The organism is Streptosporangium amethystogenes subsp. fukuiense, from assembly GCF_042665875.1.
In the GTDB taxonomy this organism is placed as follows: domain Bacteria; phylum Actinomycetota; class Actinomycetes; order Streptosporangiales; family Streptosporangiaceae; genus Streptosporangium; species Streptosporangium fukuiense.
In genome coordinates this window covers 852,631-867,327 of sequence record NZ_JBHTEE010000001.1, presented here as the reverse complement: position 1 = coordinate 867,327, position 14,697 = coordinate 852,631, and the positions used below count along the sequence as shown (strand labels likewise).

8 protein-coding genes and 1 pseudogene are annotated in these 14,697 nt (G+C 69.9%); 4 read left to right on the top strand and 5 right to left on the bottom strand.

Annotated features, from left to right (window positions below; genetic code table 11):
* The first annotated feature begins 9 nt into the window (after window positions 1-9).
* Together ACFQVD_RS03680 and ACFQVD_RS03675 are read left to right on the top strand one after the other, a co-directional pair.
* A complete protein-coding gene (locus ACFQVD_RS03680; protein ID WP_364147966.1) occupies window positions 10-1,674 on the top strand; it encodes a hypothetical protein in 1,665 nt (554 codons plus the stop codon).
* 452 nt (window positions 1,675-2,126) lie between these two features.
* Window positions 2,127-3,317 (top strand): annotated as a pseudogene (locus ACFQVD_RS03675) (MFS transporter); the annotation flags it as partial.
* A gap of 94 nt (window positions 3,318-3,411) precedes the next feature.
* Here the strand turns inward: ACFQVD_RS03675 and ACFQVD_RS03670 are convergent.
* From ACFQVD_RS03670 to ACFQVD_RS03660, 3 genes are all read right to left on the bottom strand, one after another.
* On the bottom strand, window positions 3,412-5,433 hold the full coding sequence (locus ACFQVD_RS03670; RefSeq protein WP_386270507.1) for a tetratricopeptide repeat protein: 2,022 nt from the start codon (window positions 5,431-5,433) through the stop codon (window positions 3,412-3,414).
* Entirely contained in the window at window positions 5,430-6,320 is an 891-nt protein-coding gene (locus tag ACFQVD_RS03665; RefSeq protein ID WP_245651495.1) for an SIR2 family NAD-dependent protein deacylase, read from the bottom strand. Before ACFQVD_RS03665 ends, ACFQVD_RS03670 begins: the two co-directional genes overlap by 4 nt.
* 210 nt (window positions 6,321-6,530) lie before the next feature.
* On the bottom strand, window positions 6,531-6,689 hold the full coding sequence (locus tag ACFQVD_RS03660) for a hypothetical protein (RefSeq protein WP_343977558.1): 159 nt from the start codon (window positions 6,687-6,689) through the stop codon (window positions 6,531-6,533).
* A 203-nt stretch (window positions 6,690-6,892) separates the two neighbouring features.
* Between ACFQVD_RS03660 and fxsT the strand changes: the two genes are divergently transcribed.
* Window positions 6,893-9,424 (top strand): FxSxx-COOH system tetratricopeptide repeat protein, encoded by a 2,532-nt coding sequence (gene fxsT / locus ACFQVD_RS03655; protein WP_343977561.1) that lies wholly within the window; start codon window positions 6,893-6,895, stop codon window positions 9,422-9,424.
* Between the two features lie 11 nt (window positions 9,425-9,435).
* Here the strand turns inward: fxsT and ACFQVD_RS03650 are convergent, their stop codons facing one another.
* Window positions 9,436-10,740, bottom strand: a complete 1,305-nt coding sequence (locus ACFQVD_RS03650) for an HEXXH motif domain-containing protein (protein WP_364147970.1) — start codon at window positions 10,738-10,740, stop codon at window positions 9,436-9,438.
* Entirely contained in the window at window positions 10,737-12,014 is a 1,278-nt protein-coding gene (locus ACFQVD_RS03645; protein WP_386270506.1) for an FxsB family cyclophane-forming radical SAM/SPASM peptide maturase, read from the bottom strand. The genes ACFQVD_RS03650 and ACFQVD_RS03645 overlap by 4 nt, the downstream gene beginning before the upstream one ends.
* A 199-nt stretch (window positions 12,015-12,213) precedes the next feature.
* Here ACFQVD_RS03645 and ACFQVD_RS03640 point away from each other — a divergent pair, with 199 nt between their 5' ends.
* Entirely contained in the window at window positions 12,214-14,688 is a 2,475-nt protein-coding gene (locus ACFQVD_RS03640; RefSeq protein ID WP_343977601.1) for an FxsB family cyclophane-forming radical SAM/SPASM peptide maturase, read from the top strand.
* The last annotated feature ends 9 nt before the right edge of the window (window positions 14,689-14,697 follow it).

The following is a 14,697-nucleotide window of genomic DNA, read 5'->3' as shown; positions in this document are numbered from 1 at the left end:
GGTCCGCCGATGGATGCCGAGTCATCGATCTGCCTGAGTGATCTGGTCCCAGCCCTGCGCTGGAGCCGTCCCCAGCAAGTCGCCGAAGCCCTGGCCGACCCCCGGCTGCCCGCCGGCTGGTGGTCCTCGGTCACCCTGCCCAAGGCCCTCGGTTCCGCCGGGCTCGACTGGGTCTGCGACAGGCTGGCCCGGCTCTCGCTGTCGCGCTGGGACCACCTTCCGCTGAGCGACGTGCTGCCCGCCCTGCACGTGCACACGGTCGACCCCACCCTGCCAGGCTGGCCGGAGCCCGCGCGCCTGGCCATCACCGGGCTGGGCGGCTGGAGCCGCCTGCGCCGCCTGACCGCGGGAGACCTGAGCGGGCCCGCGCTGCCCGCCTCTCCCGAGGTCCTGGTCACCGCCATGTTCCGCGAAGTGCTCAGCCACATCCCGGGGCTCGCCGAGCAGGCCGCGCCGGCCGCCCAGGCTCAGCCCCAGGTGCCGGAGCAGACCCCCGCGCAGACGCCCGCGCCATCGATCCCGGCCCAGCCGCCCGCGCCGCAGGAGCAGCACCGGTCGCCGGCCCCGGAGCCGGTCGCCCCCGCCGCCGACCCCCCCGCCGCCACCCCCCCGGTACGCCTCAGCGACTATCCGCTGGTGCGCCTGGTGGACAACATGTTCCGCGACTGGAGCCCGCTGGAGCGCGCGGTCGCCGTGGAACGGCTCTTCGCGGTCGACCCGATCAGCCTGCGTGCGCTCGCGCACAAGCTGAACGCCGACCGCGACGCGCTCTCCGCGGCCCAGCGCACCGCCGAGGAGCGCATCCTGCTCTGGCTGCGCTCCTCGGAGTCCGCACCGCTGACCGGGCACATGTTCGGGCTGACCGAGTGGCTGGGCGCCGCCGCCACCAAGGACCAGCTCATCGGCGCGGATCCCGCGCACCCGATCGAGGTCCCCACCCTCCAGACCCCGCTCTGGCGGGTGCTGGTCACGCTCATGCCCGATCGGCGGCTCCAGGACGACTGGCTCGTCGTGGGCGATCTGGGCGGCCTGCGCGACAGGACCCGCCAGCTCCTGGCGAACAAGCCGATCGACACCGACGCGGTCGCGCTCATGGAGCACCAGCTCGGCATCCGGGCCCACTCGGCCCAGGCCTGGCTGGACGCCCTCGCCGCGAGCGGGCAGGAGACACCTGCCCAGGAGGCCGCCTCCGAGGCGACCAGGCAGCTGCCTCGCCGCACTCCGGGGGCCAACGGCCACCACCACCGCGGCGGCCAGCCGATACCCCAGGTGAACACCGGCAGCATCGATCCCCGCGCCGCCCTGGCCACGCTGTCGGCCCTGTCCGGCGGCAACACCCGGCCGCACCTGATCACCAGCCAGCGGGCTCCGCTGCACCCGCCCGCGAGCCCGTCGGCCGACCCGAGCCGCTGGCAGCGCATCGAGGTGACCAGCGACCACCTGCGGGGCGGTCCGGTGGCCGTACCCGAGGGGTACGCCACCCGGCTGGGCATGCGTCCGGGCACGCTGCTCTCGGTCACCGGCCCCGGTGACAACGCGGTGGTCCTGGTCTGGCGGGACCACCCTGTCTTCGACTCCCTGCAGCCCGTCCTGATGCGCCTGAACGCCCGGCCGGGTGACCAGGTCTACGTCACCGTGGACGGCTACCGCCTGGACGCCCAGCTGCCCGCCTGAACCTCCGGCCTCCTCGGGGTGATTTCCGCCCCCGAGAACCGGCCGTCCGCGGTGACCGAAACCGGTATAGGCGGCCCCCATTCCCGGGGGCCGCTCAGCGGTCGCGTCGATTCGGCCGCCGAGCGCCGTCGACGACCTGTAATTTCCACCAAGGATTCCGAAACGTCCCTTTTCTCGGCATGGGAATGACCAACCTTTCCCGGCTGCTCTTTTTCGGCGCTATGCTTTTGGGACTCAAGTGACTTAGCGACACCGCTGGGGCCCGTTTCACCGAAACGGGCTCTCGTTGTTGTTGAATCCTGCGACCTTTCGTAAGGAAACGCCATCTGGTGGGAGTCGGGATAGCTCTATCCTCCGTCGCCTTGTGAAGTGTCCCCAGGGACGCGAACGGGGACGGCGGGCGGCTAAGTCGTGATATGGCCAGGGATTAGAGAGCGACTTCGAACTAGCCGATGAGAAAATTCGCCCGTGTCTGGCTGGGACTGACGTTCTCCACCGTGGGATCACGAGCCGTGAGCGTCGCCTATCCCCTCCTGGCACTGGCCTTGACCGGATCTCCGGTGCAGGCGGGCTGGACCAGCTTCGCCCTGACGTTTCCGGTCCTGATCTTCTACATTCCGGCGGGCGTCCTGGCCGACCGGGTGAACCCGCGCTCGCTCATGCTCCTCACCGAGACCCTGCGGGGGCTGGCCGTCTTCAGCGTGTTCCTCGCCCTCGCCCTCGACTGGCCGTCGCTCCCGCACCTGCTGGTGGCGGCCTTCCTGGAGGGCACGCTGTGGGTCGTCTACTCGCTGGCGGAGACGGCCTTGATCTCGTCCCTCGTCTCGAGGGAGCAGGTCTCCGTCGCGATGGCCAGGAGCGAGACGATCTCGCACGTCGCGGTGCTGGCGGGCAGGCCACTGGGCGGGTGGCTTTTCGGGATCATGCAGGTGGCGTCCTTCGCGGTGAACTCCGCGCTGTTCTTCCTGGCGCTGCTGTCCCCGCTGAGCGTGACGGGCGGCGGGAGAGGGCGCCGGCCTCGGTCGCACGCGATCCGCGAGATCGCCGGCGGGCTCGTCGACGGGCTCAGAAGCCTGGCGGGGCGGCACCTGCTGCGGGAGATCGCCGACGGCTTCAGCGAACTGGCGAGGCACCCGTTCCTGCGCAAGGCCATGGCCCTGACCATGGTCACCAATCTGATGATCAACGCGCTCATCATGATCTTCATTGCCGGGTCGGCGAACCTGCCCTCCTACGAGGTCGGCCTGGTACTGGCCGCCGGGGGGATGGGCGGGGTGGCGGGATCGAGCCTGGCTCCCTACCTCAAGCTCAAGCCGAGAAACTCCACGCTCTTCGCCCAGCTGTGGATCTGGGTGCTGGCGCTCCTCATCGCGGCGTACGGTGCCGGGCCGATCTTCTTCGGGCTCGCGATACTGCTGACCGGGTGCACCGGGGCGCTCAGCAACGTGGCCATCAGGACCTTCGAGGTCGACACCGTCGACAAGAGCAGGCTCGGGCGTGTGATGAGCGTGCACCGGCTCGTCACGTACAGCGCCGTGTGCGTCGCGGCCCCCCTCGGCGGGACCCTGGTCGCCGTGGCGGGCGTCCGGATGGCGGCCGTCGTCCTGGCCGGCCTGATGTTCTGCGTCGCCCTGGTGGTGACGCTCGCGGCGCTGCTGAACCTCTGCGCGCGACTCGGCATCGCCGGGACGGCCAGGGAGGTCCGGGCGACCGGGGCCCACGCGGCCACGCGGGTGCTCACGACGTGGCGACCAACCGAGCCGCTTCGGCAGCGAGATGGGCAGGGAGGGTGGGCGCCCGCGCCGTCCCCGCCCTCCGGGCCAGATCGGCCGCCGCCGAGGCGTCGCCGGCCAGAGCCTCGATCCGGGCGGCATACAGCAGCACCGGACCGTGATCTCCCCCCTCGGCCAGCACAGCCCTGATCTCCCGCCTCGCCTCGGGGAAGCGCCCCAGCAGAGCCAGCGCGAGGGCGTGGGCGGCCCGGGTGGAGGGCCACTGCAGCGGCCTGACCCGGTCCAGGTCGCGCAACGCCGCTTCCGCCCGGCCGAGCCCGGCCAGGATCTCGCCCCGTGCCCGCAACGCCTCGGTGAGGTTTCCCTCCCTTCCCAGAACGTCGTTGAGAACGTCACGCGCCGCATCGGGATGGCCGTCGTACCAGAGCGCCCAGGCGAGCTCGGTCTGGATGCTCATGTCGTTGGGGACGCGGCGTATCGCCGAGTACAGCTCCCGCACCGCGACCGAGGGGCGCCCCTGGACCAGCCGCAGCCGGCCGATCCCGGCGAGCAGGCCGCCGACGGCCGACGTCGCCCCCAGTGTCTCGAAGAGGACCGCGGCGGTGCGGTAGTGCGACACGGCCTTCTCGAAGTCCTCCCGCCGATGCGCCACGTTGCCGAGAAAGGACTCGATCTCCGCGCGGATCCTGGTGTTGTCGCCACACCGCTCCAGGGCCTCCTCGGCCTGTTTGGCGGCCAGCGCGAACTCCCCGTCGCGGAACGAGAGCTCGGCGGCCCGCAGGTAGTCGTCGGGAAGGGCCCGGCTCTCGGCCTGCACGACGAGGCGGTCGTTCTGCAGGATCGGCTGGATGAGACGCTCGTGCGACAGCTCGCACCAGCGCGTGCCCGCCTTGATGTCCTCACGCAGGATGTGGCGGTCCACCAGCGCCCTGACCACCGCGTTCGGCATGCCGGCGGTGACGGTCTCCCCCTGGTAGACGACCTCGCGGGTGCCGAGTTCGGTGATGAAGCAGCGGCGCAGCCAGCTCCTGAGCTCGGCGACGTCGTCACCGAAGTGGTCGTGGGCCACCTCGGCGATCATCCGCTCGGAGAAGCCGGTGAGGGAGCGATCGGCGTTGGCGAACCTGCGGACGTGGTCCAGGGAGATGACCCGCACGTCCTCGGGCAGGGAATGCCACATGGCCGAGCACACGACCTGCAACTGGACGGGTTCGACCACCTTGGCGTCGGCGACGACCTCCTCGCCCAGTGCCCTGCCGACCCTGATCATGCGGAGATCGTCGACCAGGCCGCGCGCCGCGCCCGGGGCGAACGAGCGTCCCGTTCCCTCCAGCGGGCCCTCGGTCGCCCGGACCGCGGCGGCCGTGTCAAGGGCGGTCAGCGAGAAGCGGCTCCTGGCCATGCCCGCCAGCTTCGGCTCGTGGGGAAGGATCGCGGCGAGGTAGTCCTCGCGGATCGAGATGAGAAGGCGCAGGTTCGGGTCGTCGTCCAGCGCCTCGACGAGCTGGCCGATGAACCACTCCCGGTACGGCTGGCGGTGGGCGAAGTCCCCGAAGAGCTCCTCGGCCTGGTCGATCGCGGCCAGAGTGAGGACCGGGTCGCCGTAGGGATCCTGGCGCGGCGGGCGCCGGCTGAGGAACTCACGGATCGTCAGCCCCGCCAGCCGGGTGGGCGTCTCGGTGGGAGACCACGACGACAGCAGCGCGAACACGTGCGGGTTGTGCCGGGAGAGCGCGGCCGAGGGGAAGGGCGAACCGTGCGACACCCTGCCTATCGGCAGGACGTCGGTCCTGCCGATGTCCAGCAGCGGGAGCACGCCCGCCTGGATCAGCGAGGTCTTGCCCACGCCCGACGGTCCGTACAGCACGGTCAGGCGCCCGGCCTGCCACAGGTCGGAGACCTCGTACGCCTCCCTGTCGCGGCCGAAGAACTTGGCTCGGTCCTCGCGGCGGAAGGCCCGCAGGCCGACGTACGGCTGGCCGGCCTCGTCCGGCCGGACAAGGTCGGAGGTCACGTCAGAGGTCACGGCACCGGTCCCATCCGCCGGCGCAGCTCACGGCAGAACTCCTCCGCCGTCCCCCAGAAGATGGAGATCCGCCAGTCTTCGTAGTATCTGGCCAGCTGGCGCTGGACTTCCAGCACGTCCGCCTTCGTGCTGGCGAGCGAGGGGGCGAGCTGGACGCTCACGTGCCTGCGGCGGTTGATTCCGGGAACGGCTTTCAACAACCCATGGAAAAGCACGCGAAACGTCCAGTCCTGCAGGCTGTATCCGATGAACAGCAGGGGCCTCCTGGTCAGCGCCGCGAGAATGGAGGTGGGCAGCATCCGCTGGCCGCCCGCGACACCGTCCACCGCGAGGTTGGTGAGAAACTCCAAATAGTCGTCCTCCGCCAGCACTATCGACGCCGGATCCTGCAGGCTGCCGTGCAGGTGGTAGATGAGCGGAGCCTCGGGCCTGGGATTCCAGCCCGCCTCGCTGCTGAACAGATCCTCGGCGTAGGCCAGCCCTTTGTTCCATGGACATACAGCCACATTCGGTCTTTTTCCCACGGCTTCGAGCGAGCGCAGGATGAAGTCGTCGTAGTTCGTCGTCAGATATACCGGAAGCGGGAAACTCGCGAGCAGACCGTGCGGTTCCAGGGGGTCGAGGAAGTCGGGCGCGCCCCCGGCGTCGAGCTCGTCGCAGATCCGTCTCTTCACATATACCGAATCCCCATATCGCATCACCGCGAACTGCGTCACCCGCGGGAGATCATGGTCGTCGTCGAACGGATAGTCCCATCGGCGCGCCATGTCGCGGCTCAGCGCCGTCCCGGTCGGCAGAGTGCCCACGCACGCCCCGGACCCCAAGAACGGCGTGCAGTCCCCGCTGTTCAACTGGTCGAGCAGGCGTTCCCACTCGGCCTCCCCCATGTCATGCACGCAGGGCACCACCTCACGGGCAAGAGGTCCAATCGGATCATGGACTCGATGCCGTACGACTCTATTGGCATGGTCAATCCCTCCGGCGAGGGAAGGCACCTCTTGTCTCGCCGACGTTTGTCCCGACGGCACGCCCGGAGCAGGCGAATGATTCACGATCACCTTTCTGCCGTGACCCGCACGAAACGGCAGGGTGACCGTTCAGATCGAGCTGGTGAATCCGGCCGTCGGCTCCGCCGTCTCCAGAAACAACGGCTCCAGCGCCCTCCGCAGGGAGTGGTCCTCGATCTCACCGAGCATCTCCAGGGAGAGGCCGCCGAGGTCGACGAAAATGTTTGATCTTGAGCCGTCATCGCGCATGCGTGCTCCCCTTACATCGCTCCGGATCCGGCCTCGACCACCACCCGGGTTTTGGGACGTCCTAAAAAAATGCGAAACGACGTCCTTTTCGAAAGCCTCCAGGCCGTTTTCTTCTTACTATGCGATTCTGTAATACCCCACCCGCCGAATCAACCTTTAGGATGACCGTACGATCCCTTTGGCTAAAAAAACGGAGGCCCGAGGTGGTGGAGCTTTCACACGCGGCGAACACGGTGCCGGAACGGCAGCCCGAGGTCTGGGAGAAGGTGCCGCCCCGCAACAGGAACTTCACCGGGCGGGACGACCTGCTCGTCAGGCTCCGCCAGGGCATCAGCACCGTCACCGCCGTCGTGCCCCAGCCCCAGGCACTGCAGGGGTGGGGCGGTGTCGGCAAAACACACCTGGCCATCGAGTACGCCCACCGCTACCGGTCGCACTACGACCTCGTCTGGTGGATCCCCGCCGACCAGCGCGTGCTGGTGCCGTCCGCGCTGGCCGCGATGGCGCCCCACCTGGGGCTGCCTCCCGCCTCCGCCACCGGTGTCGAGGAGGCCGCCGAGGCCGTGCGCAGGACACTGCAGAACGGCAACCCCTACCGCCGCTGGCTGCTGATCTTCGACAACGCCGAGGATCCGGGACAGGTCGAGGAGTTCATCCCGCGCGGGCCGGGTCACGTCCTGATCACCTCGCGCAACCCCAAGTGGGAGGACCACTTCGAGACCCTCCAGGTCGACGTCTTCACCCGCGAGGAAAGCGTGGCGTTCCTGAAGAAACGCCTGCGCCGGGAGGTTCCCGACGACGACGCCTCGCGGCTGGCCGAGCAGCTCGGCGATCTCCCGCTGGCTCTGGAGCAGGCCGGCGCGCTGCAGTACGAGACCGGCATGTCCGTCGACGAGTACCTGGAGCAGCTCGGCGAGCAGGCGAGCAGGCTGCTGGGCGTCAACAGGGCACCGGGGTATCCGCTGTCGATGACCGCGGCCTGGAAGGTGTCGGTGTCGCTCCTGCAGGACCGCCTTCCCGAGGCCATCACGCTCCTGCGGTGCTGTGCCTTCTTCGGCCCCGAGCCCATTCCGCGCGACGTCTTCCGCAGGGGCAACAAGGCCGTCGTCCCCCGGCTCAGCAAGATCCTTTCTGATCCGATCCTGCTCGCCACGGCGCTGAGCGAGCTGAGACGCTTCGCCCTGGCCAGGATCGAGCCCACCACCCGCACGATCCAGGTTCACCGGCTGATCCAGGCGCTGCTCCGTGACGACCTGCCCGAAGAGGATCAGACGGACATCCGGCACGAGGTGCACGTGCTGCTGGCCGGCAGCGCCCCGAACGACCCCGACGAGACCGACAGGTGGCGCAGCTTCGAGGAGCTGGTCGCGCACGTCACCCCCTCCGGTCTGGAGGAGTGCACGGACCCCGCGGCCAGGCAGTTCGCCCTCAACGTGGTCCGCTACCTGTACATGTCGGGCAACTACCAGTCGGCCCACTCCTTCCTCACCAGCTTCATCAGGAGATGGAGCGAGGTCAGCGGGCCGAAGCACCTGGACGTGCTCGTCGCGCACCGGCACCTGGGCAATGTCCTGCGGGCGCTCGGCCAGTACGCCGCGGCCTACGAGGTCGACCACCAGACCCTCGACGACATGCGCGCCATCCTCGGCCCCGACCACCGCGAGACGCTCCTGACGACCAACGGGTACGGGGCCTCCCTGCGGGCCCGTGGCGACTTCGCCGCCGCCCGCAAGCTGGACGGCGAGTCCCGGGACGCCCACATCGCCAACCGGGGGCCCAGCGACCCCGCCACGTTGCGCGTGCTCAACAGCCTGGCCCTCGACTACGCGCTGACCAGTGACTACCAGGCGGCACGACGGTTGCACCAGGAGACATACCTGGAGATGAGCGACGCGATGGGGGGCATCGGCAAGAGCACCCTGCTGCTGTCCTGGAACGGCCTGGCCAGGGCGGTACGGCTCTGCGGCGACTACACCGAGGCCTGCGACCTGGGCGAGGAGGCCTACGCCTACGGTGTCCAGGAGCTGACGCTCGACCATCACTTCACCCTGCTGACGGCCAAGGACCTGTCGATCGCGAAGCGCCGGGCCGGAGAGATCTCCGAGGCGCTGGACCTCGCGCGTGACACGCACACCCGGCTCCAGCGGCTCTTCGGAGACGAGCACGCCGACACGATGGCGGCCGCGATCAACCTGTCCAACTCCCTGCGGGTGACCGGCGAGCTCGAGGAGTCGTTCGCGATAGCGAACAGGACGGTCGCGCTGTATCCCCGGGTGTTCGGCGAGGAGCACCCCTACGGCTTCGCCTGCGGCGGCAACCTGGCGATCCTGCACCGCCTGCGGGGCGAGGTCGAAACGGCCCGCCGGCTGAACGAGCAGGCGGTGCGCGGCCTGATCGCCAAGGTCGGCAGGGATCACCACTACCCGCTGACGTGCGCCATCAGCCTCCAGACGGACCTGGCGATCCTGGGAGAGTTCACCCAGGCGTGCGAGCTCGGCAGGGAGACGCTGAACAGGCTGCAGAAGCTCTTCGGCGAGAACCACTTCCTGAGCCTGGCCTGCGCCGGCAACCTCGTCCTCGATCTGAGAGCCGCCGGCGCGGAGAAGGAGGCCGAGCTGCTGTACCACGACACGATGCGGCACTATGAGCGCCCCCTGGAGGCCGGCCACCCCGACGCCATCCTCGCGAGTGAGGGCCGACGCATCGACTGCGACTTCGACCCCCCGCCGATCTGACCACGCCGAGGTCAGGTGTTGCGCCTCCGCCAGGCGTCGAGGTGCCGCTCCGCCTCGCGGAGGGCCTGTGCCTCCGCGAGGTCGTCCACCGGTTCGGCGGCGCACTCTTCGAGGGTTCTCCTCATGCAGGCCACGAACTCCTCTCCGCGCTCGTTCAGGCTCCCGCTGGCCAGCAGCGTGCCGGTGACCTGGTAGGCGCCCCGCCTCCACCGGGCGAGCTCCACGCGTGCCCGGAACGCCTCGGCGTCCCGCTCGAACCTGTGCTGCCTCCGCCAGAACTCCGCCACCCCGAGATAGGCGTACGAACCCTGCAGCAGGCCGTAGGCGGGGCGCGGGTCGTCCCGCCAGGGCGCGTAGTAGCGTCTGCCGTCGTCCGGCAGGGTCAGCGGGATCACGTCGGTCAGCGCCGTCAGCTTCGCGTGCTGGATCTCGTGCGCGAGCGTGGCGGCGAGCCCCAGGCCGTGCCACGGGTCGGACATCGCGACGGTCCCGAACGCCTCGCGGGTCGAAGCGCTGTTCTGCCCCCTGTCCGGCGCCTTGACGGGGGTGAGCACCGACACCGTGGAGCTCACCTCCTCCGCCACGTGCCGGTGGTGGGCGGTCAGGACGCGCCACGCGTCGTCCAGGTGCGCCCGCCACGCGCGGAGCCGCTCGCGGCCGAGCCGCGGCTCGGCGACCCCTTCCACGGGCCACCGGTACGGGTCGAGGTCGTCGACGACCAGGTCGAACCCCGGGATCACCGACCAGCCGCGCAGCGCCTGCCAGCCGGGCCGGTCGCCCGGGGGGGCGACGCGGACCGTCAGGCCCCCTGCGTCGAGTTCGGCGCCGTCCCCGTCCGGCCGCACCTCGACGTCGACCGTGGCCGGCGCGCCGGTGGGGAGAGTGAGACGCCCCAGGGACGGCAGCATGATCGTGCTGTCGCGGACGGGCAACCGGACCCGGCACCGGACCCGGGCCCGCACCGCGACCACCACGGCCAGTGCGCCCAGCTGCGCGGGATCGTCGCGGCTGTCGTCCCCGCTCCGCAGGGACCGGTAGGTCCGCCACGCCCACGCCCCCACCGCCGGATACCTCAGCAGGCGCTCGACCTCCTCGTCCGCCTGCCCCTCCAGTTCGGCCAGCAGGCCGTAGGCGCGCATCGCCAGATCGGCGCCGGGATGCCCGGCCGACCGCGCCTCGCCGACGACAGCTCGCACCAGCACCCTGTTCCTGGCGCGCTGCGCGGCCCGCAGCTCGGCCACGGCGCCGGCACCGCCCTCACCGGCCGCCAGCGTGAGAAACGTCTTGTCGGACACCTGCTGCGAACCGTGCCTCATCGGCTTCCCTTCAGCCTGGCGACATCCCGCGCGAGCCGGGTGCGGATATGGGTGATCAGCCGGTACAGGTCGGGGCAGTAGACCGAAGGTCCCAGAAAGCCGGCGGCCTCGCTGTACCTGTGCGCGTACAGCCCGCCGCCGCAGACCGAGTGGATGTCACAGGCCAGGCAGACGGGTGCAAGCGCGAGCTCGCCGATCTGCCTGGCCGCCATGGACGGGTGGGTGAGCGCGGCGTCGAACGAGTCGCGGAGCAGGTGCAGGCGGGTCGCGGCCGCCCCGTGGTAGCTGGACTTCAGAATGTCCGACTGCTCGATGCTGCCGTCGGTCTCCACGACGGCCATCCGGGCGGGTGAGAGTCCCACGGTCTCGCTGCGCGAGGCGCCTCCCGTCAGCAGGCGCATGATCTCGCGGAACAGCCGGACCTCCGTCTGGTCGGCGACCGATCCGTACCAGCGGTCGAAGATCGGGATGAGCCAGTCGGCGTACGGCGTCACCCCCGCCTCCGGAACGCGGAAGGGCGGCGGGGTGGACCAGTTGCCGTGCGGGAGCAGGAAGTCGACGGCCGGGGGATCGAACTCCAGAAGCGCCTCGTAGGTCGCCAGCGGATCGTTGCGGACGTCGATGGTGCACAGCAGGCCACTGAACAGGTGGTGGAAGGGACCGCCGGTCAGCCTGCGGAGCGAGGCCGCCACCTTCGCGTGACTTCCCCTGCCGTCCGCGTGGCGCCGGTGCCGGTCGTGACCCTCCGCGTAGCCGTCCAGGCTCACCCCGACCCGGATCTCCAGGCTGTCGAAGAGCCGCAGATAGCTCTCGTCCAGGCGCAGCCCGTTGGTCTGCACGCCGACGTGGACGCGGGTCCCGACGTCGGCGGCGGCCCCCCTGATGGCGCGCACGGCGTAGGAGATGAGATCCGGCCCGGCCAGAAGGGGCTCACCGCCGTGCAGGACGACCTCCACCTCGGCCAGCTCGTGGGTGAACGCGTGCTCGGCTATGCGCTTCGCCGTACGGTCGACGATCGCCTCCGACATGCGCCTCGGCTGTGCCCTCCAGGACTGGTCCGCCATCTCGTAGACGTAGCAGTGGCGACAGGCGAGGTCGCACCTGCTGTGGATCTTCAAAATGAACTGCCGGAAAGCCGCCGGTCGCCACCCTGATTCCAGCAATCCCCTGACATCGAGCGTCGCCGGGAACACGCTTCTGGGTGACGGGATTATGGGGTCAAGTTTCTCAGGCAAACGCGGCACACCTCTCTTGCGCCATTTCCTATCTGGCATGAGTTTGCCCAAATAGTCAAGTTCCAGGCTTACAAACAGTGGGCTCCGCGACATGGCCGAAGGGTTTCATCCGTCTCTGGAACGGCGGTCGGCCATCATCTATCGTGGAAGCATCTTTCGGGCATCACATAACGTGGTCTCATCAGGGGGCTGATCAGCGGTGCGCGAGTGGCCGTCGACTCTCGACATCGGCAGGCTGATGGCCGACGGCTGGAGACCGACGCCGTTCCGGCAGTTCATCTTGAAGATCCACAGTAGGTGCGATCTCGCCTGCAAATATTGCTATATGTACGAAATGGCCGATTCGTCGTGGCTGACACGCCCGAAACAAATGTCACGGGAGATCGTCGCCGCCACCGCCGCGAGAATCGCCGAGCACGCCCACCGTCACGGCCTGCGCGACATCGAGATCATCCTGCACGGAGGCGAGCCACTGCTCGCCGGCCCCGAGGCGATCCGCGAGACCGTCACCCGGATCCGTTCGGCGGCCGCCGGCACCCGGGTCAGGGCCAGCCTGCAGACCAACGGGCTGCGCCTGGACGAGAGCTACCTGCGACTCCTCGACGAACTGGACATCCGGGTCGGGGTGAGCCTCGACGGTGACGAGACGATGCACGACCGCAGCCGCAGGCGCGCAGGCGGCCGCGGCAGCCATGCCGAGGTGTCCCGAGCCCTCCGGCTGCTGATTTCGCCCACCTTCAGGCATCTCTTCAGCGGCCTGCTGTGCACCGTCGACCTCAGAAACGACCCGATCGGGGTCTACGAGGCGCTCCTCGCCTTCGATCCCCCGGCCGTCGACTTCCTGCTCCCGCACGGCAACTGGTCGGCGCCCCCGGCCGGCCGGCTTCCCCACGAGGAGACGACACCGTACGCGGACTGGCTCATCCCGATCTTCGACCGGTGGTACGGCGCGGCACGCAGGCCCACCCGGGTCCGGATGTTCGGCGAGATCATCCAGGTGCTGCTCGGCGGTTCGTCGTCGAGCGAGCAGATAGGCCTGTCCCCCGCGGGGATGGTGGTAGTGGAGACCGACGGCGGCATCGAGCAGTCGGACGTGCTGAAGTCGGCCTACCAGGGAGCCCCCGAGACCGGGCTGCACGTGACACGTGACTCCTTCGACGACGCCCTGCTCCTTCCCTCGATCGCCGCCCGCCAGATCGGCGAACTGGCCCTGTGTCCCACCTGCCGGGCCTGCCCGGTGTCACGGATCTGCGGAGGGGGGTTGTACGCCCACCGCTACCGCTCCGGCCACGGTTTCGCCAACCCCTCCGTCTACTCCCCCGACCTGCTCCGACTCATCAAGCACGTCAAGAGCACTGTCGAGGCCGATCTGCCGGCTCGATCGAAACGACGGGGAAGGGACACGATGAACCTGCGTGAGCACCGGATCACGGCCGGGGTGTTCTCCAAGCTCGCCGCCGGCGGTGGCGGCGCCGCCGCGGTCGCCAGGCTCTCCGCGGCGCAGCACAGCAAGCACGTGCTTCTCGTACGGGGAGTGCTGGAGGCCGCGCGCGCGAACGGCCATCCGGACGCCGCCGTCACCCGTCGTGCCTACGACCTGCTCGCCACGGTACAGCGCCGTCATCCCGGCGCCGTCGACACCGTTCTGCGCCATCCCTCGGTGGGCGCCTGGGCGCGGCGGACGGTCAAGATGCTCGACGCTCACGCCGAGGACGCGGCACCGGGGCAGCTCGCCGCGCTCGCCGCCGCGGCGGCGATCCGCTCGGGCACGGCCTGCGACATCGACGTACCCGCGGTGGAGGGGGTCGTCACGCTGCCCTCCCTGGGCCAGGCGATCCTGTCGCCGACCGTCTCGTGGGCCACGGTGGAGTGTGCCGAGGGCGGTGCCGAGGTCACCGCGGACGGGACCATCGTCACCGTCCCGCGCGACCCCGGCCGGGACGCCCCCGGGTGGAAAGGCCTGCGATCGCTCTCCACCGAGGTGGACGGCGTGCCGCTGCACCTGGTCATCGACGACCTCGACCCGTACCGGATGCCGGAGACCACGAACATCGGCGGGCGTCTGACCGAGGCCGAGACCGAGCGCTGGCAGTCGACGCTGGAGGAGGCGTGGCATCTGCTGGTGCGCCACCACCGCGCCGTGGCCGATGAGGTCGTCACGGCGATCACGGTCCTCACCCCGCTGGTCGCCCCGGCCCGGGGCCAGTCGAGCTCGACATCCGGCGAGACGTACGGCTGCGTGGCCCTGTCGACGCCGCCGGACGCCTCCACGTTCGCGGTCACCCTGACCCACGAGACGCAGCACGCGAAGCTCTCGGCCCTGCTCGACCTGATCCCGCTGACCCTTCCCGACGACGGCAGGCGCTACTACGCTCCCTGGCGCGAGGATCCCCGTCCTGTCCCCGGCCTGCTCCAGGGGGCCTACGCCTTCCTGGGCGTGGCCGGCTTCTGGATGCGCCAGCGCCACCTGGAGACCGGGGAGGCGGCCCTGCGCGCGAGTTCGGAGTTCTTCCGCTGGCGCGAGGCGGCTCGCCTGGTGACCGGCACCCTGCTCGGCAGCGGGCGGCTGACCCCGGCCGGCGAGAACTTCGCGACCGGAATGGCCCTGCGCCTGGACCGCTGGGCACAGGAGAGCGTGCCGGCCCGCGCCCGGGCCCTGGGCCGCGCACGCGCCGACGACCACTACGCGCGCTGGCTCGAACGCAACGGTTAGGCCCTGCCC